This is a genomic window from Thermosipho japonicus, assembly GCF_014201655.1.
In the GTDB taxonomy this organism is placed as follows: domain Bacteria; phylum Thermotogota; class Thermotogae; order Thermotogales; family Fervidobacteriaceae; genus Thermosipho; species Thermosipho japonicus.
Genome location: NZ_JACHEX010000008.1, coordinates 24,964 through 45,512, shown reverse-complemented (window position 1 = coordinate 45,512; position 20,549 = coordinate 24,964). Strand labels below are relative to the sequence as shown.

Annotated in this window: 18 protein-coding genes and 2 CRISPR repeat arrays (1 of these 20 running past the window's edge); all 18 genes read left to right on the top strand. The window is 25.5% G+C overall.

The window, feature by feature from the left end:
* Positions 1 to 438 precede the first annotated feature (438 nt).
* A CRISPR array of direct repeats spans positions 439 to 811; the repeat unit is 30 nt; unit sequence GTTTAGAATCTACCTATGAGGAATGAAAAC.
* 189 nt (positions 812 to 1,000) lie between these two features.
* Complete coding sequence (locus tag HNP65_RS09660; protein ID WP_184620044.1) at positions 1,001 to 1,378, top strand: hypothetical protein; 378 nt, start codon at positions 1,001 to 1,003, stop codon at positions 1,376 to 1,378.
* Positions 1,379 to 1,426: 48 nt separating this feature from the next.
* The gene (gene cas2, locus HNP65_RS09655) at positions 1,427 to 1,690 is read left to right on the top strand and encodes a CRISPR-associated endonuclease Cas2 (protein WP_184620043.1); all 264 of its coding nucleotides are present in this window, start codon (positions 1,427 to 1,429) and stop codon (positions 1,688 to 1,690) included.
* A gap of 14 nt (positions 1,691 to 1,704) precedes the next feature.
* On the top strand, positions 1,705 to 2,697 hold the full coding sequence (gene cas1b, locus HNP65_RS09650) for a type I-B CRISPR-associated endonuclease Cas1b (RefSeq protein WP_184620042.1): 993 nt from the start codon (positions 1,705 to 1,707) through the stop codon (positions 2,695 to 2,697).
* Entirely contained in the window at positions 2,694 to 2,963 is a 270-nt protein-coding gene (gene cas2 / locus HNP65_RS09645) for a CRISPR-associated endonuclease Cas2 (protein ID WP_184620041.1), read from the top strand. The genes cas1b and cas2 (HNP65_RS09645) overlap by 4 nt, the downstream gene beginning before the upstream one ends.
* Positions 2,964 to 3,147: 184 nt before the next feature.
* Positions 3,148 to 5,133, top strand: a complete 1,986-nt coding sequence (locus HNP65_RS09640) for a GTPase domain-containing protein (protein ID WP_184620040.1) — start codon at positions 3,148 to 3,150, stop codon at positions 5,131 to 5,133.
* 34 nt (positions 5,134 to 5,167) lie between these two features.
* Positions 5,168 to 6,760, top strand: a complete 1,593-nt coding sequence (locus tag HNP65_RS09635; protein WP_184620039.1) for a LeoA/HP0731 family dynamin-like GTPase — start codon at positions 5,168 to 5,170, stop codon at positions 6,758 to 6,760.
* Positions 6,761 to 7,072: 312 nt separating this feature from the next.
* Positions 7,073 to 7,486, top strand: a complete 414-nt coding sequence (locus HNP65_RS09630; RefSeq protein ID WP_184620038.1) for a hypothetical protein — start codon at positions 7,073 to 7,075, stop codon at positions 7,484 to 7,486.
* A gap of 2 nt (positions 7,487 to 7,488) precedes the next feature.
* The gene (locus tag HNP65_RS09625; protein ID WP_184620037.1) at positions 7,489 to 8,163 is read left to right on the top strand and encodes a hypothetical protein; all 675 of its coding nucleotides are present in this window, start codon (positions 7,489 to 7,491) and stop codon (positions 8,161 to 8,163) included.
* A 9-nt stretch (positions 8,164 to 8,172) separates the two neighbouring features.
* The gene (locus tag HNP65_RS09620; RefSeq protein ID WP_184620036.1) at positions 8,173 to 8,937 is read left to right on the top strand and encodes a hypothetical protein; all 765 of its coding nucleotides are present in this window, start codon (positions 8,173 to 8,175) and stop codon (positions 8,935 to 8,937) included.
* Positions 8,937 to 10,385 carry an SAVED domain-containing protein gene (locus tag HNP65_RS09615; protein ID WP_184620035.1) on the top strand — a complete coding sequence of 483 codons (1,449 nt, stop codon included), beginning with the start codon at positions 8,937 to 8,939 and terminating at the stop codon, positions 10,383 to 10,385. The genes HNP65_RS09620 and HNP65_RS09615 overlap by 1 nt, the downstream gene beginning before the upstream one ends.
* Positions 10,382 to 11,815: a CRISPR-associated CARF protein Csx1 gene (csx1, locus tag HNP65_RS09610; RefSeq protein WP_184620034.1), complete on the top strand. Its 1,434-nt coding sequence runs from the start codon at positions 10,382 to 10,384 to the stop codon at positions 11,813 to 11,815. The genes HNP65_RS09615 and csx1 overlap by 4 nt, the downstream gene beginning before the upstream one ends.
* A 10-nt stretch (positions 11,816 to 11,825) precedes the next feature.
* Positions 11,826 to 12,548 (top strand): CRISPR-associated endoribonuclease Cas6, encoded by a 723-nt coding sequence (gene cas6 / locus HNP65_RS09605; protein ID WP_184620033.1) that lies wholly within the window; start codon positions 11,826 to 11,828, stop codon positions 12,546 to 12,548.
* 23 nt (positions 12,549 to 12,571) lie between these two features.
* A complete protein-coding gene (gene cmr1 / locus HNP65_RS09600) occupies positions 12,572 to 13,843 on the top strand; it encodes a type III-B CRISPR module RAMP protein Cmr1 (protein ID WP_184620032.1) in 1,272 nt (423 codons plus the stop codon).
* Positions 13,844 to 13,861: 18 nt separating this feature from the next.
* Entirely contained in the window at positions 13,862 to 16,345 is a 2,484-nt protein-coding gene (cas10, locus tag HNP65_RS09595; RefSeq protein WP_184620031.1) for a type III-B CRISPR-associated protein Cas10/Cmr2, read from the top strand.
* Positions 16,338 to 17,384, top strand: coding sequence for a type III-B CRISPR module-associated protein Cmr3 (gene cmr3, locus HNP65_RS09590; RefSeq protein ID WP_184620030.1), 1,047 nt, complete (start codon positions 16,338 to 16,340; stop codon positions 17,382 to 17,384). Before cas10 ends, cmr3 begins: the two co-directional genes overlap by 8 nt.
* A 14-nt stretch (positions 17,385 to 17,398) precedes the next feature.
* A complete protein-coding gene (gene cmr4, locus HNP65_RS09585; RefSeq protein ID WP_184620029.1) occupies positions 17,399 to 18,286 on the top strand; it encodes a type III-B CRISPR module RAMP protein Cmr4 in 888 nt (295 codons plus the stop codon).
* Positions 18,276 to 18,677, top strand: coding sequence for a type III-B CRISPR module-associated protein Cmr5 (cmr5, locus tag HNP65_RS09580; RefSeq protein WP_184620028.1), 402 nt, complete (start codon positions 18,276 to 18,278; stop codon positions 18,675 to 18,677). The genes cmr4 and cmr5 overlap by 11 nt, the downstream gene beginning before the upstream one ends.
* A 17-nt stretch (positions 18,678 to 18,694) precedes the next feature.
* A complete protein-coding gene (gene cmr6, locus HNP65_RS09575; RefSeq protein WP_184620027.1) occupies positions 18,695 to 19,444 on the top strand; it encodes a type III-B CRISPR module RAMP protein Cmr6 in 750 nt (249 codons plus the stop codon).
* 482 nt (positions 19,445 to 19,926) lie between these two features.
* Positions 19,927 to 20,549: a CRISPR direct-repeat array (repeat unit 30 nt; unit sequence GTTTTCATTCCTCATAGGTAGATTCTAAAC); it runs 99 nt beyond the window's last position.

The following is a 20,549-nucleotide window of genomic DNA, read 5'->3' as shown; positions in this document are numbered from 1 at the left end:
GTTAGGCTACACCTCCTTGTTGTTGATGTTTGGTACAAAAATAATTTTAGCAGGTGTAGCCCTTTTTTTATATCCTAATTTAACTTATTTTTTACTTTGGCCAGGGTCTTATCCTATTTGAAGTTGTCTGAAAAATAAAAAATTAACTAAAAGGAAATTTAAAATTAACAATAAAAAAGTGTTGATGTTATTCTAAGAAAGAAAATTTTTTTTAACACATTTTTAACAAAATTCAAAAAAGTGCATTTTTACTAAATCTATAATATGGTATATGTAACGTTTATGTTAATAGACTGAAAATAGACAAATTTTTAGGAGATGTTTTCGAAGATAAAGTTAAATAAGAGCTCATAAATTCTAGATTTAACTTATCGTTTACTTCCGCTCAAAGGTTTTGTTACTTTTTCTTGTTATATTTATTTATGAGGATATTTATAGGTTTAGAATCTACCTATGAGGAATGAAAACATAAAATAGGTCAAGTATGCTTGGTAAATCATATGGGTAGTTTAGAATCTACCTATGAGGAATGAAAACTTGTGCTACAACGCTTGAAGTTATAAAAAATGTTTTATCTTGTGTTTAGAATCTACCTATGAGGAATGAAAACTAGCCGTGCCGTGGGGTTACTTCTTTATAAAATGTGGGTTTAGAATCTACCTATGAGGAATGAAAACACTTAAATAACAATATTTTCCCCTCAAAAAGTATTTGCGTTTAGAATCTACCTATGAGGAATGAAAACAACACCTCAAAAAGAAAATCAATGATACAATTTTAAGTTTAGAATCTACCTATGAGGAATGAAAAAGGTATTATTTGTTGCAAAAAATAAAAATGTTTTATATATTTAAAAAGACTAATTAAAAAAATTATGAGAAATTTTGGATATATTGTATTTTTTTAATTGGAGCAATTAATTGCTCCAATTTTTTATGTCAGATTTTAATGATTTAAATCGTATTATAAGTGTAAAGCAAATTTTAAAGGAGGGATTTTTGTGAGGAAATTTTTCATAGTTCTTTTAATAAGCTTGTTTATTATAATCTCTTTTGGTGAGCAAAACTTTTTAAAAACACCCTCACAAGTTGAATCTTTAGCTAGAGTTCATGCAAATGAAGATGTTAATAAATTTTGGCCATTTTTAGGAGGTTTTGTATTTGGTATTATTGCTCCAATATACAATTACGTAGTTGAGCCTGAAGTACCTGCCGAAAGATTAGTGAAACTAAGAAGTATTATTAAAAACGTAGATGATTATTTGATAGATATTTATGTAAGGGCGTATAAAGATGAGATAAAAAAGATAAAAGTTGGTATATCTTTTGCCGGTTGGGGTTCTTTTATTGCACTTTTAGCAATTTCTATATCAAGTTAAAGCCTGGATCTTCCAGGCCTTTTTAAAGTTTTAAGAGGTGATATTTTTATGTATTTAATAATGATTTACGATGTAAATAAAAAGAGAGTTGGAAAAGTTTTAAAAGTAGCAAGAAAGTATTTAAAATGGGTTCAAAATTCAGTGTTAGAAGGTAAAATAACTGAGAGTAATTTTGAAAAGCTAAGGAATCAAATTTTAAGTATAATAGATGAAGATGAAGACACTATATATTGGTATATATTAGAACCAGAGTTTGTACCTTATAGAAAAATTTATGGAAATAAAAAAATTAATGTAACAAATATAATTTAATGGAGGTTTAAAATATGGAAACTTTATATATTTTTACTGATGGGGAACTAAAAAGAAAAAACCATGCTTTATACTTTGTTCCAAAAAGCAAAGATTCAAAGCCATTTTTTGTCCCTTTAAAAAATATTTCTTCTATTATGATTTTTTCAGAGGTAAGTTTTAATAAAAAATTTTTGGGATTGTTAGCGAAAGAAGGTATACCTACCTTTTTTTATGGTTATTATGGGGAATTTATTGGTTCTTTTTATCCACCAGAGAACAATAAAACTGGAGAGATGATAGTTTTGCAATTTCAATATTATTATGATTTAAGTAAAAGGCTTGAAATTGCAAAAGAAATATTAGAATCTGCAGTTTTGAATATGCTTTGGGTGCTGAATGGATATAAAGAAATTACTAGTGAAGAGTTAAATTATATAGTAAAGATTAAGGATAGTTTGAAAAAGCAAAATAATATACCGGCCTTAATGGCCATAGAAGGAAATATTAGAAAAGCTTATTATAAAGCTTTAGGAAAAATTGTAAAACGTAAAGGATTTGATTTTGACGAAAGACTAAAGAGACCTCCCAAAGATGAAATAAATGCACTTATAAGCTTTGGAAATATAATACTTTATAACACAGTTTTAGCTGAGATATATAAAACTTCTTTAGAACCGAGAATAAGTTTTTTGCATGAAACAAATAAGCGTAAATTTTCTTTACAGCTTGATATTGCAGAGATTTTTAAACCAATAATTGTGGATAAAGCAATTTTAAAATTGGTGAATAAAAAAGAAATTAAGAAAGAAGATTTTAATTTTAACAACAATGGGGTATTTTTATATGAAGACGCAAAGAAAAAATTTATAAATGAAATTGAAGAGAGATTAAATAAGAAAGTTACAATTTATGAAAATCAAAGTGTAACTTTTAAAACAGTAATAAGGCATGAATGTTATAAATTGATTAGACATTTAAAAGGAGTTGAAAAATTTAAGGGATTTGTGATGGGGGGATTTATTTGAAGTATCTTTTGGTTGTTTATGATGTAAATGAAAAAAGAGTGAACAAAATACATAAAATTTTAAAAAAATACCTTGTTTGGCAGCAAAATTCAACTTTTGAAGGATGTTTATCTCAATCAAATATTAAAAAGTTGTTCTATGAAGTTAAAAATAAAATTGATGAAGAGGAGGATAGTTTTGTAATCTATTTTTTTAATTCAAATAAGGTTTTTAGAAAAGTTATTGATGGAAAGGAAAAGTGTATATTTAACAATAAGTTCATCTAATAAAAAATATGTTATAATAAAAAGTGGAAGGGAAGAATTAATATATCCACTTAGATTAAATACTGATAGTATGTTTAGGTGGAAAACAGAAGAGAGGTTTTTTATCAGTAAAAAAATTTTTTACTAAAATATATTTTTTTAAACTAGTGAAAAGTTAAACATTATTATAATTGGGAGGGTTTAGATGAAGGAAAAGATAGTAGATTACAAGCATAATATTTCTAAATTAGTAGAAGATTTGAATTTATTTTTGGTAAATAATATTAAAAATTTCTCAGTTCACGGAATAATAGCAAATGAAGAATTTGAGAAAATTGTCGAGGAGGTAAAAAATAAAGTTTTAGAAGGTAATTTACGTATTGAAAAGGAGATTGAATTTTTAAAAAATGAATTGGAGTGGAATAATTTAAATATTTCCTTTTTTGGTGAAACGAATGCAGGGAAAAGTACAATTATTGAAGCTTTGACTAATGGTGATGGAAGTAGTATAGGAGAGGGATACAAAGATTTTACTAAATTTGTTAAAGAAAAATCATTTAGTGATATAAATTTAATTGATATGCCTGGAATTGAAGGTGATGAAGAAAAAGTAATAGATGAAATAAAAAAAGCCTTGAATAAATCACATATTGTTTTTTATGTCATTGGAACTAATAAAGAACCGGAGGAAAATATAGTTTCAAGAATAAAAAAATTTTTAAAAGACAACGCAAAAGTTTACTCTATTATTAATGTTAGGGGAAAGCCTTCAAGGTATAAGTATGAAAAAGAGTTAGTTAATAATGATGTGAAAACTATTGAAAAAAGAACTATATTAAAGTTGAAAAAAGTTTTAGGAAGAAGATACTTTGGTAATATTATAATTAATGCTCATCTTGCTTTATTAAAAAATGATTCATTAAATGATAGATTTGCCAAAGATAAAGAAAAAGCGTTGGAAATATTTGGTAGTAAATCAAATATTGAATATTTTTCAAATATTAAAGAGATAGAAAAAATAATTGCTGGTTTAAGAAAGGAAATTTTTAATGAGATAGTAATTTCAAATACTTATAAAATACTCTTTAATGTAAAAGAAATTTTATCAAGTGTTGTAAAACAGAAAAAATCATTTGATTTAAAATTGCGAGAATTTTCAAAATTAATAGAAGACTATATTAGTGAAGTAAATAAATTAGTTAAAAAGTATAAAGTTAGAACATCTAATGAACTGCAGGTTAAAATAGCATCTTTAAAAAATAAATTAGAAAAGTTTTTGATGGAAAGTATAGATGAATCTCATAGTCTAGAAATGATAAAAAAAGAAATTGAAAAAATATTAAAAGAAGAAGAGCAAGATATTAATCAAATGATCAAAGACAATTTAAATACAATGAAGGAAAAGGTAGAACAAAAATTTCAAGAACTGTTGGATAAATTTTTACTTGAATATGAGTTTGAGAATTTGTTTAAAGATTTTAACTTAAGACAGTATTTCGAAATTGATATTGAAGAAATATTTAATAAACCGTTTAGCTTTTTGAAATTTTTTTTAAATCTTGGAATTGGCTTAGTATTTTTTAATATTAACCCTTTATATGCTTTGGGTTTGGGGGCTTATGAATTATTTTATTTTAAAGTTATATCTTCGGAGAAAGATAGAATAGAATATAAAAATAATGCTGTTAAAGAAGTTGATTTAAAGATATCTAAAATAAAAAGTGAGATGGAAAAGAAAGTTAATGAAATATTTTCAAGAATAGAAAAGGACGTAGAAGAAAATATAAAAAATATAAGGCTCGCTGTAAATGGAATAAAAATTTTAGGTAAAAATATTGACAAGTTGATTTCTTACATTAAAAAGATTGAAGGTGAATTGAGTTTATTATTAGTCAAAAATATTCTGGGTGAAAAAGTTGAGTTTGCTTATATTGATTTGGAATTATCGAAAGCAATTTTTGTGGGGTTTAAAGTTAATTCTGATGTGAATAATTATATAGAAAATATGTTTAGGTTAGATAAGATTTACTTTTACACTTCAAAAGATGAATGGTTGAGTAGTGTAGTTAGTAAGAAAGTTGAAAAAGTTATATATGTAACAGATGAATTTGATTATAGAGCGTTGAACTTATTATTTTTAAATAATAAAGATGGAATAAGAATTAGAAAATTCAAAAAGCCAACAAATTAATTTTAGATATAGTTTTAAGAAAAGGGGGAATTATATGAATCTAAATATTTCTCATGAAAAGGAAAATATAATTTTAAAGTTAAAGAGTTTATTAAAAAAAGTAGATGTTTTAGAAGCTGAATTTTTTTCTAATGAGAAATATAAGAGTTTAAAAGAAAAAATAAAAAAAGCAATTAATAATATTGAAAATGATAAATTTTCGATTGCTTTTTTTGGAGCTTTTTCAGATGGAAAATCAACAATACTATCAGTGTTAATTGATGAATTGAGTATTGAAATATCACCAGCACCTACTACAGATAGAATTCAAACATATAAATATAAGGATTATTTTTTAATTGATACACCAGGCCTTTTTTCAGAAAATTTGTTTCATGATGAACTAACTAAAAAGTACATTTCTGAAGCAAATGTCATCATATATGTGGTTGATCCAGTTAACCCGTTGAAGAAATCACATTTTCCTACATTGAAATGGTTGCTTTCAGATTTGAATAAAATTGATTCGACTATATTTGTAATAAATAAAATGGATGAAGTAGCAGATTTAGAGGATGATGAGGATTTTGAAAAAGCAGCTAGAATAAAAAAGGAAGTAGTTTCTGATATTGTTCGTAAAATAACAGGATTTGAAGGAGAACTTAAAATAGTGTGTGTTTCTGCAGATCCATATGGTAAAGGTTTAAGTTATTGGAAAAACAATGAAAATTATAAAAAGCTATCTAGAATTGAAAATTTAGAGTTTTTGATTTCTGATTTTATTGAGAAGTATAAAAATGAGCTTATAGTGAAAGCTGGTATAAGTGTTATAAAAGATTCATATAATCAGATTATTTCTGATTTAAATAAATTAAAAGATAATTTAAAGAGATCAGTTGATGAAATTGATAATCAAATAAAGGAACAAGAATCTTATATTCAAAACTTGGAAGATGAAATAAACAAAAGTTATATTAATATTAAGAATGAAATTCATGAATTGAGAGAAGAGATATTATTAGGAATTTCAGCGGCAAAAAATAAAGAAGAAATAAACAATTTTATCCAGAGTAAGTTTGGAAAAGATGGAAAAATACTTGAGGATAGAATAAATCTAATAATAGAAAAACATACAAGTAGCTTAATTTCTGATGTAAAGAAAATAATAGATTTATCTGAAAAATCAATAAATTCTTTCCCTGAATTAAAATTAATCAATTCAATACCAAAAGAATATTTACCTATAGTGTTATCGATTATTAAAATCTCTAATAGAAATTTAGGAAATATTATTCTTAAAATAAGGAATTTTTTAAAAATTCCTTTTAAATTTAAACCATGGGGAGCTATTAAGCTTGCAAAATTTATGAAGGGAAGTATTTTTCTTTTAGGTTTTTTTGCTGACGCAGTAGAATATTTCAACTTAAAAAAATTAGAGAGCTATAAAGAAGAAATAAAAAATGAAATAGAAAAGATTTTTGAAAATTTAATGAAAGAATTGACAAGAGAAAATTATATTAAAAATTATTTTCCAATTGTTAATGATATAAGGAATATGGTTATTTTACTTGAAGATAAAAGAAATATTATAGTAAAAAAGATAAATAAAATAGTTGAAATTAGTTCTGACTTAATTATCTTTCAATAAAAATTAGTTTTAGGTATTAATTTGAATTGGAAATGAAATTAATTTTTAAGATTATGAAGATAAATCTGAAACTTTATACTTTATAGTTATTAAAAAGGAGAATTTTAATAATAAGTTTATTATCAAGCAAGTTTTCATGATGAATTGTGTCAAAAAATGTAAAATTATAATAATCAAATTTATAAAAAATAGGTTTGTTTTGAGTAATGCAAAAAATTTGATGTAATAAAAAATATGGAAATTTAACAATAAATTCAACTAATAAAAAATATGTTATAATAAATGTAAATGGAGGTGAAAGGAGGAGAATAATTGAAACAATTGATTGATGCAATTTTTCAGAAAGAACCGAGTGATTTTAAATCTTTAATAGGTTATATATATAGATTAAAGGAAATTTCAAAAATTTTGGGTTTTGATTCTTTGTATAAATCAAGGACTGTAGAAAGGGAAAGAAGACCGGCTATTGTTGAAGACAATGGAAAAAATAGTTTAAAACTTTTATTCTTATCAACTAAAAGTTATTCAAAAATAAAAGTAGATATAAATAAGTTTTGTGTAATTAGTGAAGATTTTGAATGTTCTAAGTTGGTATTAAAGTCATCATATGCATTCAATTACCATAAAAAATTAGTGTTTAAGCTTCCAAGAAAAGTTATTGAGGAAAATTTTGTAAAATGTGGTTTATGTAGAAAAAATATAAAAAATTTTATTGAGGTGATATAAAAGTGAAAGAGATTATATTAAAGTACTTGAATAATAAGGTTGAAGAAGAAGAGGAAAATAAATTATATCTTTTAATAAAAAAAATTGTAACTATAGTAATTGGTACTCATTCTAATTATAAAGATACATTGATTGATATATATGGAACTTATGATTCGGCTGTAAATGAAATTATAAACGAAATATTTATTAAAATAAAGAATAAAAAAAAGATTTTGATGTCAAAAATAAACAATATTGAAAACATTGAAAGTTACATTTCAAGGTTGATATTAAATCATATTATTGATATTGTGAAGAGCTATAAATCTAAACTTTCTTTGAACAAAGAAGATGATGAGGGGAACGAAAAGATAGATGTAATAAATGTTATCGAACTTGATGATGTAAAGTCTGAAGTTATTGCAGAATATTTTGTTGAAGAGTTAAAATCTTTAGATAATATGCAACTTTGTTATTATTTTTACAAGGTTCTATACAATGAAGAAATTTTCTATAGTGAAAAGTCAAAGGATGCAAAGTATAAAATGGTTCAAAGGTTAAAAGAAAAACTGAGGAATTTAGTAGAAGATTTTGGAATAGATCAAAAAGAATTTGCAATAGCTGTGAAAATCTATATGTCAGAAATTTGTGATAAGATTCGTCATAATAATAGAGAAGAAAAAAATAAAAAGTAGGAGGTTACTATGAGCTTTTTAAAGAAAGAATTTGAATTGTATAAAAACTTATTTGGAAAATATAAATTAAATATTGAATCACTAAAGAGAGTGCCTGATGGAAAAGCACTGGAAGCTGGAGATGTTTTTGTAATATATGGTGATACTTTAGTGTACGGAGTTGTTATTGAAAAGAATGGAGATTTAGCTGAATGCGTTTTGCTTTCACAAGATGTTTTTTTAAGTAGCTCAAAAGCTTTAAAAATAAAAGTAAATCATTTAGTTGATTATGTTTACGTAACACACGTAAATTTTTATATTGAAGATGATTTTGCAAAGAATTATTGTGAAGTTATTTTAAATGTAAAAGAAGATATAAACAAAATTGTTGAAAATGTTGAAGAATTAGAAGAACAGATTTATACAGGTCCAAGAAAAGAATATTTTGATCTACTGATTGACCAGATATCTTTATTGTACGATATTTTCTTTGAGAAGATTTTTGATGAGACCAAAGATGAAGGCAAAATAATAGAAATAAATATTCCATATATTAGCGAATTTGCATTAGTTGCAGGGACAAATAGTTTAAGAGGCGAAAATTTTGTTGGTATTGTTGAAGACAATACTCTAAAAGTTTATTTGCAAGATAACGCTATTGGTAAAAAAGGAAAGTTGATTTTTAAAAACCAGGTTATTTATGAAGGAGAACTGCCAAATGCCTTTGTGTCAAATAATATAAAAGTATCAGTTGAAGATTTAAAGAAATTTTTAGTTATTGAGGTGATTGATTGATGTTTTCAAGGCTATTGAGTTCAAATTCTTCTGATTTTTTAAAAATCTTGGAGCGTGACGACATAACAGTAAAGGAAGCAATTGAGTCTTTTATAAATGCGGAAGATTTTGATAATAAATTTCTTGTTTTTTATGAGATAGTAAAAAAAATTAAAGAAAAAAAGATTGTTGATTTAAACCAAGAATTATTGAAAAAATTCTTTAATGGAAATGAAGAAATAATATTTGATATTTACAAAAACGATTTTGTTGAAGTTTTTTTTCCTATAGTAAACAAACTTGGAAACGGAAAAATTGCCAGAGCAATTGTTTTTGAATCAAAAAAAAGTTTTACAAATAATTCAGACTTAAAAAGTTCAATTGAGAAAATTGAAAGTCTTCTTGGTAAAAAACTTATTGTAATATTTGACAGTGAGTTTAAGGGTAATTCTTTTGAGCTTGCTGTAGCTATTGGTTCATTATGTAAAAAAATTCCTAAAAATATAGCATTTACTGGAGAAATTGATGAAAAAGGGAATATCAAAAGAAATATTGAATATTTAGATTTAAAGTTGAAAATTTGTAGTGAAAATAATTTAAAACTAATAAGTGCTTTGGATGTGGATAATGTATTTGAGCTTAAAGAATTTTTTGAAGCTAAGAAAATACATATACCAATACTAATTTCTTTAATGGCTAAAGATAAAGAATATATTAGAACTTCATATGAAGAATTAAAAGAGGCAGTTAATGAAAAATTTGAAATAAAGTACGGTGATATTTTTGAAAAAATTTACGATGTAAATAAAGTTTTTGTAAAAGATAGCTTGAATGATGATTGGGGACAAGTTTTAAAAGAAGTAAATAGCTTGCTTTACAAAATTATATCAAATAGAGGTATTCCCCATATTGCAATAATGGGACCTGCATCATTTTCTATGGCTTTAGGTATAGCTTTAGGTGTTCAAAATCCATTAGTTGTTTATCACAAGGCAGGAATTGAATATAAACCTGTTATTGATCTGACTGACAATGTTAGAAAAGTAAAGAATATTGTAAGTGATTATAAATTTGTAAAGTATTCAGTGGAAAATGAAAATGGTAAAAATTGTGCATTTATATTGTATTTTGCTTCTCATAATCCATATGATGCAGTTAAAAACTTTTTAAGCAAAAATAATATTGATTCAAAGTTGGTATTAATTGAACCAATATTTGGAAAAGGGAATTTGCCGGCAGAAGATTGGAGTGAAATTGTTTCAGAAATAATGTCTGTTACTCAGAACATACAATTTAAACATTCTTGTGAAAACGTCTTTTTCTTTATGAGTTGTCCGGTTCCATTATCTTTTGGAGTAGGGCTTTCATTTGGAGATTTTGCAAAGGGTTCAATATTCCATTTTGATAAAAATACGGGTGATTATATTGAAGTATTCAAAATAGAAAAAATTAGGGGGGAAGTTTTATGAAATTATTTTTTTCAACCTTTGGGAAAATTAGTAATTATAAAGAAGTTGAATATTCTATTGATTATAACGAAAACACATTTGAAAGCTCATTTTTACCTTATTTAATGTACAAAGCTTTTGGGGTTGATACTACAGAACTTTTTTTACTAGATACTTTGGTAGAAAAAAATGATTTATTAATAGAAGATTTTAAGTACGAAGACATTATTACTAGTCTGGAAAATAAGTATTCTGATTATTTTAAAAGCAAAGATTATAAAGGAAATTTAAATTTACATATTATTCCTGGTGTTGGAAGTTATAAAGAATTTAGATTTGTTGGAAACATGAATGACACGTATTATATGACGTTAATTCAGCTTTTAAATATTTTTTCAAGACCAGAAATAATTAATTCTGAAGAAATTGAAGTAATATTGGATATTAGTTTTGGTATTAATTATCAATCTAATGTTTTATATAGAACGTTAATGGATGTTTTGCCAGTATTGGCGTATTTCAAAAAGGTACGATTTAAACTTACAAATGCAGAGCCGGTAATTAACACTTCAGCAGAAAGAAAAAATAAAATTAATGTTTATGTTGTTGAAGAAAAAGTATTTGAACAGTCTATATCTTATAAAAAAGATTTTGCTAAAAAAACTATTAGTGTTTTTAGAGTTTTGCCTGTTAATGAAAGAAAAGAAGTTGGGAAAAATTATATTGGAGAATTTGAAAAGAGATTAAGAAATGAAAAAAATATGGGGTTAAATGATGTTTTTTTAAATTTAGAATTATATTTAAAGTCTATTTATTACGGTCTTCCACTTTTATATTTATATGCAATGAATGGAGCTGATTTTAAATATGTAGTTGATAAATCATTAGAAATGTACAATTCAGCTATTGAAATTAGAGAGAGTGATGAAAAATTAAAAATGGTACTTAGGAAGCTAGAATTTTCAGAAGGCATAAAATATTTGGTGCTTGGCAGTATATTTAAGATTTACTTTGAAAATATTTATGGAACAAAATACTGTACAGAAATACCTTATGATGAACTAAAGAAATTGTCAAATTTTATATGGAAAATTGATGAGTTTAAAGATCAAATTTCATTGGTTCTTGAAAAAGAGATAAAAGAGATTGAAAGTTTGTTTGATTATATAGAAGAAGGAGAGGAAATACTTTTTGATTTAGAGGTACTCAAATCAAGGAAAAATGAAAGTATAGAAGGCGAAGAAAAGGTTGAAAATACAAAAAAAGAACTAGAACCTGAAAAAGATGAATTAAAAAAACAAAATAGTATAGAAAATTTTTCAAGAAAAGAAAGAAACTTTGTTGCTCATGGTAGTTTATCTAAAAAAACTTTTTATTTGAAGAAGCATAATTCAATGGTGTGCATAAGGTTAAATGAAGAGGAAATATGTGAATTAGGAAAAGCGATATAGGGGGAATTTAATGAGAATTTATTTAGATTTAGATTTTGAAAAGTTAGAGCTTCCAATTCATTACAATCATATATTACAGTCTATCATTATAAACATGATAGATTCTAGTGGATATAGAAAATTTATACACGATGAAGGATATGTTTTGGGAAAAAGAAAATTCAAATTATATACTTTTTCAAGATTGCTTGGAAATTTTCAAATATCTGGTAATAAAATAGCTTTTTTCAATGGTGCAAGACTTATTATATCGTCCTTAGATGATGCTATGATTGAATATATTATAAATTATATTTTGAAGAAAGGATATATAAATGTATTAGGTGAAAAAATATATGTTAAAGCTGCTGTTTTAAAGTCCCTCCCTTCTACAAATTATCTTAGAGTTTCAACAAAATCTCCCGTGGTAGTTTATTCAACTTTGTTTAATTATGAAAATAAAAAAGAAACAATTTTTTATGAACCAGATTCAAGTAAGTTTTTATCTCTTTTATATGAAAACATTTTAAAAAAATACACTGCTTTTTATGGAAACATATCTAAAAATAATATTGAAATAAAACATGTAGGTAAAAATCCAAAAAGAGTAAAGGTAATTTATAAGAATACGGTAATTTTTGGTTGGCTTACTGCATTTGATATATATGGAGATTTTGAGTTATTAAAGGTTGCTTATGACGCTGGAATAGGAATGAAAAATTCAATGGGATTTGGATGTGTGGAGTTAATTTAGGATTTTAAGAGGAGAGTGATTTTATGAAAAAATTGGAAACTTTGAAATTTAATATTGAATTTATTTCTCCCTTGATAAATCGTAGAGAAAAATGTAAAGATTCGGTTCTTTTGCCACAAACTGTACGTGGTGTAATGAGATATTACTTTAGAGCAACAGCTGCAAGAGTTTTTGGAAATAATTATAAAAAGATCAAAGGATTGGAGGATATTATATTTGGTTCTAATAATAACAAGTCTTTGTTTGATGTGACAATTAGTTTGCAAAGAGAAAATAAAATAAAATTATCTAAGTTAATGAATTTGAGATATTCATTATATGGTATTATTTTGAATAAAAAAAGTAATGACTGTAAGAATAAAGAGGAACAAAATAATGAAAATCCAAACGAAAAGATAAATTTATTGGATTCAGGTAGTGAATTTTCTATAAGGTTTATATTCTATAAATCATTTTTCAAAAGAAGAATAAAAGATTATAATAAAGTAGATGAACATTTTTATAAATTCAAGGAGTTTATTAAGGATTTATTTGTCTTAATTTCATTGGTTGGAGGATTTGGGGCAAAGGTAAAGAAGGGATTTGGACAATTTGTTATAAGAAATATAGAAAGAGATATTAAATTAGAAGACATAGGTACAATATTAAAGAGTTTAGAGGAAAAGATAAAATATTTGGATAAAATTTTTGTAAAAGAAAACGAGAAAAATAAGGAAAATAGTACAAATAATAGTAGCATAAGTGATGAGGCTTTTGATTTTCCAGCGTTTGTTGATGGATTTTTTCATGTATATAAATTAAAAAAAGAATTTTATTCAGACAAAGATGCTCTTAGGAATATATATTCTCCTGAAAAAAATAATTTTTCATATTTAGATTTGAAAAAGAAGTTAAGAGATTCTGCGTTTAAGGATGCTATACAAAATTTTAATGACGAAAAGAAAGTTGATTTTAATGATGCATTACTTGGATTGCCTGTTTTGTTCTATTATAGTAAAGCAAATTATAAATTAAATGCTTTAGATGATAAAGGAAATGAATATAGAAAATCATCATTATTAACAATAAAGTTGTGGAAAGAGAAGAATGGGAAATATAAGGTTTATTTAATTGTTTTATTAAGCAAAATACATTTAAAAAATTCAAAACTTGTATTAAAGAAAATAGTAAAAATAAAAAACAGGGAAGGTAAATCTAAGAAGAAAGAATTCAAATCCTCAATAAATATAGATTTTGATTACAATAAGTTAAAAAATACAATAGAAAAATATAAAGAATTAAACAAAATAATCTAATTTTTTGAGGTGATATATATGAATGAAATTAATTGGAAAAAAAAGGTTGAAGCTTTTTTACACGATCCAGTGAATAAAATGGCAAATATTAGAGGACATAAAAATTTAGCTAAAGCTTTATTAAATGTGGTTGGCTTGGAGCAGAATAATAATCCTAGGTATGATTATATTGCTTCTGCTGCAACTAGGATATTGTTTCCTCAAGAAGCAACAAAGATTAAAAGGAATTCTGAGCAAATAAGGATTGGATTTGATGAGTCGAAGTTTTTTCATCCGTTTTCTGGGAAGGGTTTGAGCGAATATGATAAGGTAAAGGAAAAAATTAAAAATATTGATGAAGAAAGTTTTATATCTAAATTAGCTAAAATAGAAGATTATAAAAAACTTGCATATAGACTTTGGTGGGAAATTCCTAAAATTTCAGATTATTCGTATCTAATATTGGAAGATACAAGACTTACAAATCAAAGTATTATAGATCACTTAGATATTTCTTCAGCTTTTGCAACAGCAGATGAAGAAAGCAATGGATATTTAATTTTGTCTGTAAGTATAGGTCCAGTACAGGAGTTTATTGCAGCTGGAAGAAAGATTAGAGATTTACGGTCAGGAAGTTATCTTCTTTCTTATCTTACATTTAAGGGAATTCAAGTAATAAGTGAAAAGTTTGGATTTGATTGTATTATATTTCCAGATTTAAGGAATAATTATTTAGTAAAAAAATATCTTGAAAATATTGATGACTTTTTTAAAAATAATTTGGAAAAATTTTTAATGCAACCAGAAGTTGCTTCTTTACCGAATGTTTTTACAGCTATTATTCCATATAAAGAAGAATACATAGATAAAAATAGTGAGGAAAATATAGAATTTTTAATTAAAAGTGCTATAAAAAAGGAAATAGATAATATTTCTAAGTTTATCTATGATTTAATAAAAAACAAAAAGTTAAAAGAATACACATTTGCAAAAGAGATTGAAAATGATCCAGAATTATACTGGAATAGACAAGTGAATATTTTTCCTGACATTATAGTTGAAAGTGTTATGTTTTATATATTTGGGAATGAGAAGCTTAATAAAGAAAATTGGATATTTAAAGAATGGGAAAAATTTATTGGTTCAAAGGAGTTAGAGAATTACTATGAACAGTTGTCAAAATTAGAAAATACATATAGTTTATCTGAAGCAAATATGTACAATTTTCATACAAAAATACTTCAAGCAAAAAGTTTTTTGAGAAAAAACACACGAAATTTTAAGTCGTTAATTGAAGATTTTGAAACTCCAGGAGATGATTTATCAGGAGGATTAAAATCTTTAGTTATTTATGAAAAGGGAGATAGAAAAGAAAATTTGTCGTCTTTAAGTGTAATAAAAAGGGAGTTTTATAGATATCTTAAAAATATAGGTTTAGATGAAGCAGGTGAAGGAATAAGAAATACAAGACCAATAAGCTATGAAGATTCTGAAGATGAGGAAGAAAACAACAAAGAAAGTATAGTAAAAGAATATAAGTTAGGTGTTTTATTAATGGATGGAGATCAAATGGGGAAATGGATAACTGGCGATAAAATAGAGGATAATTTAAAAAGTGTTCATCCAAAAGCAATAGAATTTCTTGAAAAACAATCAAGTGACTATTTAGATTTTTTAAAGAAATATAAGTTAATAAATCCAACTTATCAAAAATCTATAAGTAGGACTTTAAACAAATTTTCTTACTTTGTACCACATATTGTTAGAGAATTTGAAGGTGAACTAATTTATGCTGGTGGAGATGATGTGCTTGCGATATTTCCCGCTAATAGAGTTCTAGAAGCAGCAAACAAGATAAGAAAAGTTTATTCTGGAATAGGAAATGTAAGGGTGGAGGTTAATAAAAATGATGGAAAGAGTGAGGTATATGAGTTTAGGAATGGTTTTTGCTATAAAGATGATTTACCTTTATTTAATATGATGGGAGAAAAAGCTACAATGTCAGCTGGTATTGTTGTTTGTAATCCGAAGTTAAATTTGTCGCTTGTTCTTGACGAGGTAAGAAAAGCAGAAAAAGAAGCAAAAAATGAAGGAAGAAACAGATTTTCTCTAAGAACAATTAGAAGAAGTGGAAAAATAACTAATTTAGTGTTTGAGTGGGATTATTTAAACAAATCAAAAGAAGTTTTCGATATTTTAGATGAGGTAGAATTTGTATACTCATTGTTTGAAAAAAATGAAACAAAAAAAGATAAGTCATATAATTCATTCTTCCGTAGGTTAAAAGCTGAATATGAAAAGTTGGAAATTAGTAATAAAGAATTTATAGAACAATTAATCCCTTATGTGTTAAAACGAATAAAAAAGATAAAAGGAATAGAAAAAGTTATAGAAGTACTAGAAAAATATGTTCGGATCTTGGAAGAAAATAGTAAAAATTTTGAAAAGAACAACCTTGGTAAATTTATTGATCTATTATTAGAGTACGAATACATAAAAAGGAAGGTTGATAAATATGAGTAAAGTAAAGGTTCTTAAATTTATACCTATAGATTGGGTTTCTTTCAGAAAGTCAAAAAGTTTTTCAACTTTTGAAAATACAATTTTTCCAAATATTAAAACTTTTTACGGTGCAATATTTTCAGCTTACTTTAGAAAAAAGGGAACTAAAGATGCTATAAAAGAAATAGAAAAAATGATTGGAGAGAAATTAATAAATTTAATCGGACCATTTATTGTTTCGGAAAGAAATGAAATATATTTTAGAAAACCAGCTAATTTAAAACTCAGAAAAATTTGTAAAAATGAAAATTCATGTGAATATGAGTATTACAAAGGATTTCCAAGTCAAGACTCTTTTGTTGTTGATAATGTGAGTTTGAGATATATAAAATATAGTAATATAGATAATCTTTCAGAAGAAGGGATATCTTTTATTTCGCTAAACGATCTTGAAACTTTTAAAAAATCTTCAGACAAAAAATTATATTTAAATTTACACAAATATAACAAAAATTTACCTTTTAGTATAGAAAGAAAAGTTGGTATAGCACTAGATAATAAAAAAAGAATGGTGGATAAGGAGCATGGAGCATTTTATTTATTATCAACCTACCGTTTTAGAGATGGGGCAGGATTTGGGATTTTTATTGATGAAAAGACTGAGCAGTTTTTAAATCAAAATAAAATTAACACAGTAAATATTGGAAGTAAAGGTAGATTGGCGAAATTGGAAATTTTTGAAATTGAAACTGATTTGTTTTCTAAAGAAAGCAGAAGTAAGATTAAAGGATTGATGCTTTTAACCCCTGCCGTTTTTAGAAATGGATTTCTTCCAAGGAGCGAATATATCAGGCAGAAGATTGTTGCTGTTTGCAACTACAAACCTGAGATTTATTCTGGATGGGATTTAAAGAAGAACAAGCCAGGTAAAATGTTTAGAATTGTTCCTCCAGGCTCAGTTTTTTTTGCTGAAGAAAAGTATTTGGAAAATTTAGAATTAACTGAAGAATTTAATGAATATAATTATGGAAAGTTTATAGTATTAGAAAATTGTGAATAGGGGAGGTAATATTTATGAATAATGAAGTAGGAAGAATAGGATTTTTTTATGCTGTTACACAAATACATGCTGGGAAAGGTTTTGATGTTGGAATAGTTGATCAACCAATTCAAAGAGAGATTCATACAAGATTTCCTGTAATAAATGGTGTTAAAGGAGCAATTAGAAATGAGATAAGCAGGTTAATAAAAATAAATTATAATGACATTAAACAAATTTTTGGAACGGAATTTCAAGACAACGAAGCATCCGAAGCTGGTAAGGTAAGTTTTTCAGAAGCAAAAATAGCTTTTTATCCTGTTAGAAGTATAGATAGAGGAATTGTCTGGATAACTTGTCCATTAATTTTATCTAGGTTAAAAATAGCATTTGACGTTGTTGGGCTAGAAGAATTTAAAAAGCTAATTGAGAAAATGAATATAAGTTATAAAGAGGATTATAAAGCATTGTCAACAATCAAAGATTCTACTAAAATTTGCTTGGAAGAATTTGAGCAAGACATTGAGTATTCTGAAGATTTAATGGGTTTTGTAAATCATTTAAGAAATATCTTTCCTGATAAAAGACTTTTTGAGAGATTTTCTAGTAATTTAGTTATTTTAAGTGATGAAGATTTTTCATATTTTGTTACTAATAGTACAGAAGTTATTGCAAGAATAAGAATTAACCCTCAAAAACGAACAGTTGATAAAGGAGCATTATGGTATGAGGAATATATTCCACAAGATTCTGTGTTGTTTTTTATTTCAAAATTACTAGTTAATAACGCAGATTATTTATTAAAAAAAATTGATGAATTAAATTCAAAATTTTTGAATATAGGTGGTAATGCTTCGATAGGAAAGGGGATCGTTTATATTTCATTTTTACCTTTTAAGGGGGAAGATAAAAATGAGAAATAAAATTGAAATAAAGAATTTTTCTCAAAATAAAATAAAAGAAAATTTAAAGGAAATGGAAAGTAATAATGAATTAAAAAAAAGTTATAAAAGTTTAGTAAAAAGTTTAGGTGCGTTAGTTTTACAGAATGGGTTATACGCTTCAATAGTTTTTATTATTTCTAAAACAAAAGATAAAAATAATTACTATTATGTACTAAAAGATATTCAAAAATTTTTAAAAGAATATTTTAAGGATAGTTATTTAGAAAACGATAAAGGTATTAAACAAGAAGTATTAGAATTTTTAGAAAGTAAATCTTTCAAAAAAGCTTATAGACAATTTTCAGAACAATTTATAGAATTTATAAAATGGCATAGGAGATATGTTGATATCTATATTGATATTGATTAATTTGTGGGAGTGATAATATGAAGGTGGGTTATAAAGAAGATTTGGGTAATAAAAATATTAAATCATTAAGTTTGTTTTATGATAAGTATGTTTATTATAATTTACATAAAAATTCATCTAAAAAGAAAAATGAGGAGCAATCAAAAGATTTAAATAATCTATTTAAAGCATTTTTCGATAATGATAAGAGATATATTTATGAAAACTCAAAAATTTTAAATGATGTATTTTCAAAAGTTTTAAAGCAACTTGAAACTTCAGGATATCATATATATGAAAAAAGTTTTGAGTTGAGTTCTCCCTTGTTAATTGGTTCAGGTATTCCTTCAGCTTACGAAGTTGGGATTTATTTAAATAGAAATTATGGTTTGCCTGTTATTCCAGGACAATCTATTAAAGGTGCATTTAAAGCATTTTTAGATGAAATAGAAGAAAGTGACCTTATTTTTTTTGGAAATAATGAGAATTCTTCAGAAATTTTCTTTTTCGATGCTGTACCAGAAAAATACGAATTAGGTATTGATATTTTAAATCCACATTTTAAGGAGTACTATTTGAGCGAAAAGGTGCCAAACGATGTATATCAACCTGTGCCCATTAGTTTTATTAGTGTATTTGAAGGAAGATATGTATTTAGATATGTAATAATATCAGAAAAAATTGATGAGGATAAGAATAAAAGAATTTCAAAATATTTTGAAGATTTTCTATCTTTATACGGAATAGGTGCAAAAACTTCTATGGGGTATGGTAGATTTAAAAAGTGATTTATTGTTTTCAATATTGAAATCTTCGTTTTTCAATATGGTATAAAGTATAACATAGAATGTTGTAGGAAAGTAAAAAAAGGTTGTCAGATATAAGTAGTATAAGTAGAAAGTGAAAAAGCAAATTTCTAGGGCTATTTTTAAAAGAAAAAATATAACGAGGGAGTGGTAGTAAAAATAGGAAAATATTTTAAAAAATAATATTTAGTAAAGGCAGTATTAGCTTTTCTGCAGGAATCGATAAATTAAGAACTAAATTTAATTTATAACTTTAGGTAAAGCGAGTAGCTATAAAAAATTAAGTTATAAATAATAAGTAACAAAATAAAAGGAGGTTACCCCTCCTTTTTTTGTTTGTTAAATAATATTAAGCTATAAAATTTCATAAAGGGAAGAAAATAAATGTTTTATCTATAATAATCTCAACGGTAGAGTCTAAACGCTTATGTTGATGAAGATTATTATGGTAAACATCATTATGCATTTTCATTCCTCATAGGTAGATTCTAAACTTTAATTTGCCCGGGTGGCAGGTCCGGGCATATTTTTTTGTTTTCATTCCTCATAGGTAGATTCTAAACTAAATTTCCTGGTAAAAGCTTCGATGCAGTTTCTGTGTGTTTTCATTCCTCATAGGTAGATTCTAAACAAGAAGTAGAATTAATTAAAGACGCATGGGAAAGTGATTGTTTTCATTCCTCATAGGTAGATTCTAAACTTTTTGAAGAAAAGATAGTGTTGTTTAAATTTGAAAAAGGTTTTCATTCCTCATAGGTAGATTCTAAACTTACTAATAAGTTTTTTGGAGGTGATAAGAAGAAAGCATTAAGGTTTTCATTCCTCATAGGTAGATTCTAAACGTGTTAAGTATGGAAGAGGGGTTTGTAAAAGTAAAGAAGGTCGTTTTCATTCCTCATAGGTAGATTCTAAACATCAGTGGAACCAAAATAGCTTCTTATTCTGATGTAAAAGGTTTTCATTCCTCATAGGTAGATTCTAAACATTTTATAATGTGCAGAGGGAATATTATTTGAATGGTGGTTTTCATTCCTCATAGGTAGATTCTAAACTTCAAATAAACAGTGACGAAAAAAAAGAACTACAA

Excerpts from the sequence above, each read along its gene's own strand:
- cmr3 (WP_184620030.1), top strand. The coding sequence starts at position 16,338 with ATGAGTAAAGTAAAGGTTCTTAAATTTATACCTATAGATTGGGTTTCT.
- cas10 (WP_184620031.1), top strand. The coding sequence starts at position 13,862 with ATGAATGAAATTAATTGGAAAAAAAAGGTTGAAGCTTTTTTACACGAT.
- HNP65_RS09635 (WP_184620039.1), top strand. The coding sequence starts at position 5,168 with ATGAATCTAAATATTTCTCATGAAAAGGAAAATATAATTTTAAAGTTA.
- HNP65_RS09640 (WP_184620040.1), top strand. The coding sequence starts at position 3,148 with ATGAAGGAAAAGATAGTAGATTACAAGCATAATATTTCTAAATTAGTA.
- cas2 (WP_184620043.1), top strand. The coding sequence starts at position 1,427 with ATGTATTTAATAATGATTTACGATGTAAATAAAAAGAGAGTTGGAAAA.
- cmr5 (WP_184620028.1), top strand. The coding sequence starts at position 18,276 with ATGAGAAATAAAATTGAAATAAAGAATTTTTCTCAAAATAAAATAAAA.
- csx1 (WP_184620034.1), top strand. The coding sequence starts at position 10,382 with ATGAAATTATTTTTTTCAACCTTTGGGAAAATTAGTAATTATAAAGAA.
- cmr1 (WP_184620032.1), top strand. The coding sequence starts at position 12,572 with ATGAAAAAATTGGAAACTTTGAAATTTAATATTGAATTTATTTCTCCC.
- HNP65_RS09620 (WP_184620036.1), top strand. The coding sequence starts at position 8,173 with ATGAGCTTTTTAAAGAAAGAATTTGAATTGTATAAAAACTTATTTGGA.
- cmr6 (WP_184620027.1), top strand. The coding sequence starts at position 18,695 with ATGAAGGTGGGTTATAAAGAAGATTTGGGTAATAAAAATATTAAATCA.
- HNP65_RS09615 (WP_184620035.1), top strand. The coding sequence starts at position 8,937 with ATGTTTTCAAGGCTATTGAGTTCAAATTCTTCTGATTTTTTAAAAATC.
- cmr4 (WP_184620029.1), top strand. The coding sequence starts at position 17,399 with ATGAATAATGAAGTAGGAAGAATAGGATTTTTTTATGCTGTTACACAA.
- cas6 (WP_184620033.1), top strand. The coding sequence starts at position 11,826 with ATGAGAATTTATTTAGATTTAGATTTTGAAAAGTTAGAGCTTCCAATT.
- cas1b (WP_184620042.1), top strand. The coding sequence starts at position 1,705 with ATGGAAACTTTATATATTTTTACTGATGGGGAACTAAAAAGAAAAAAC.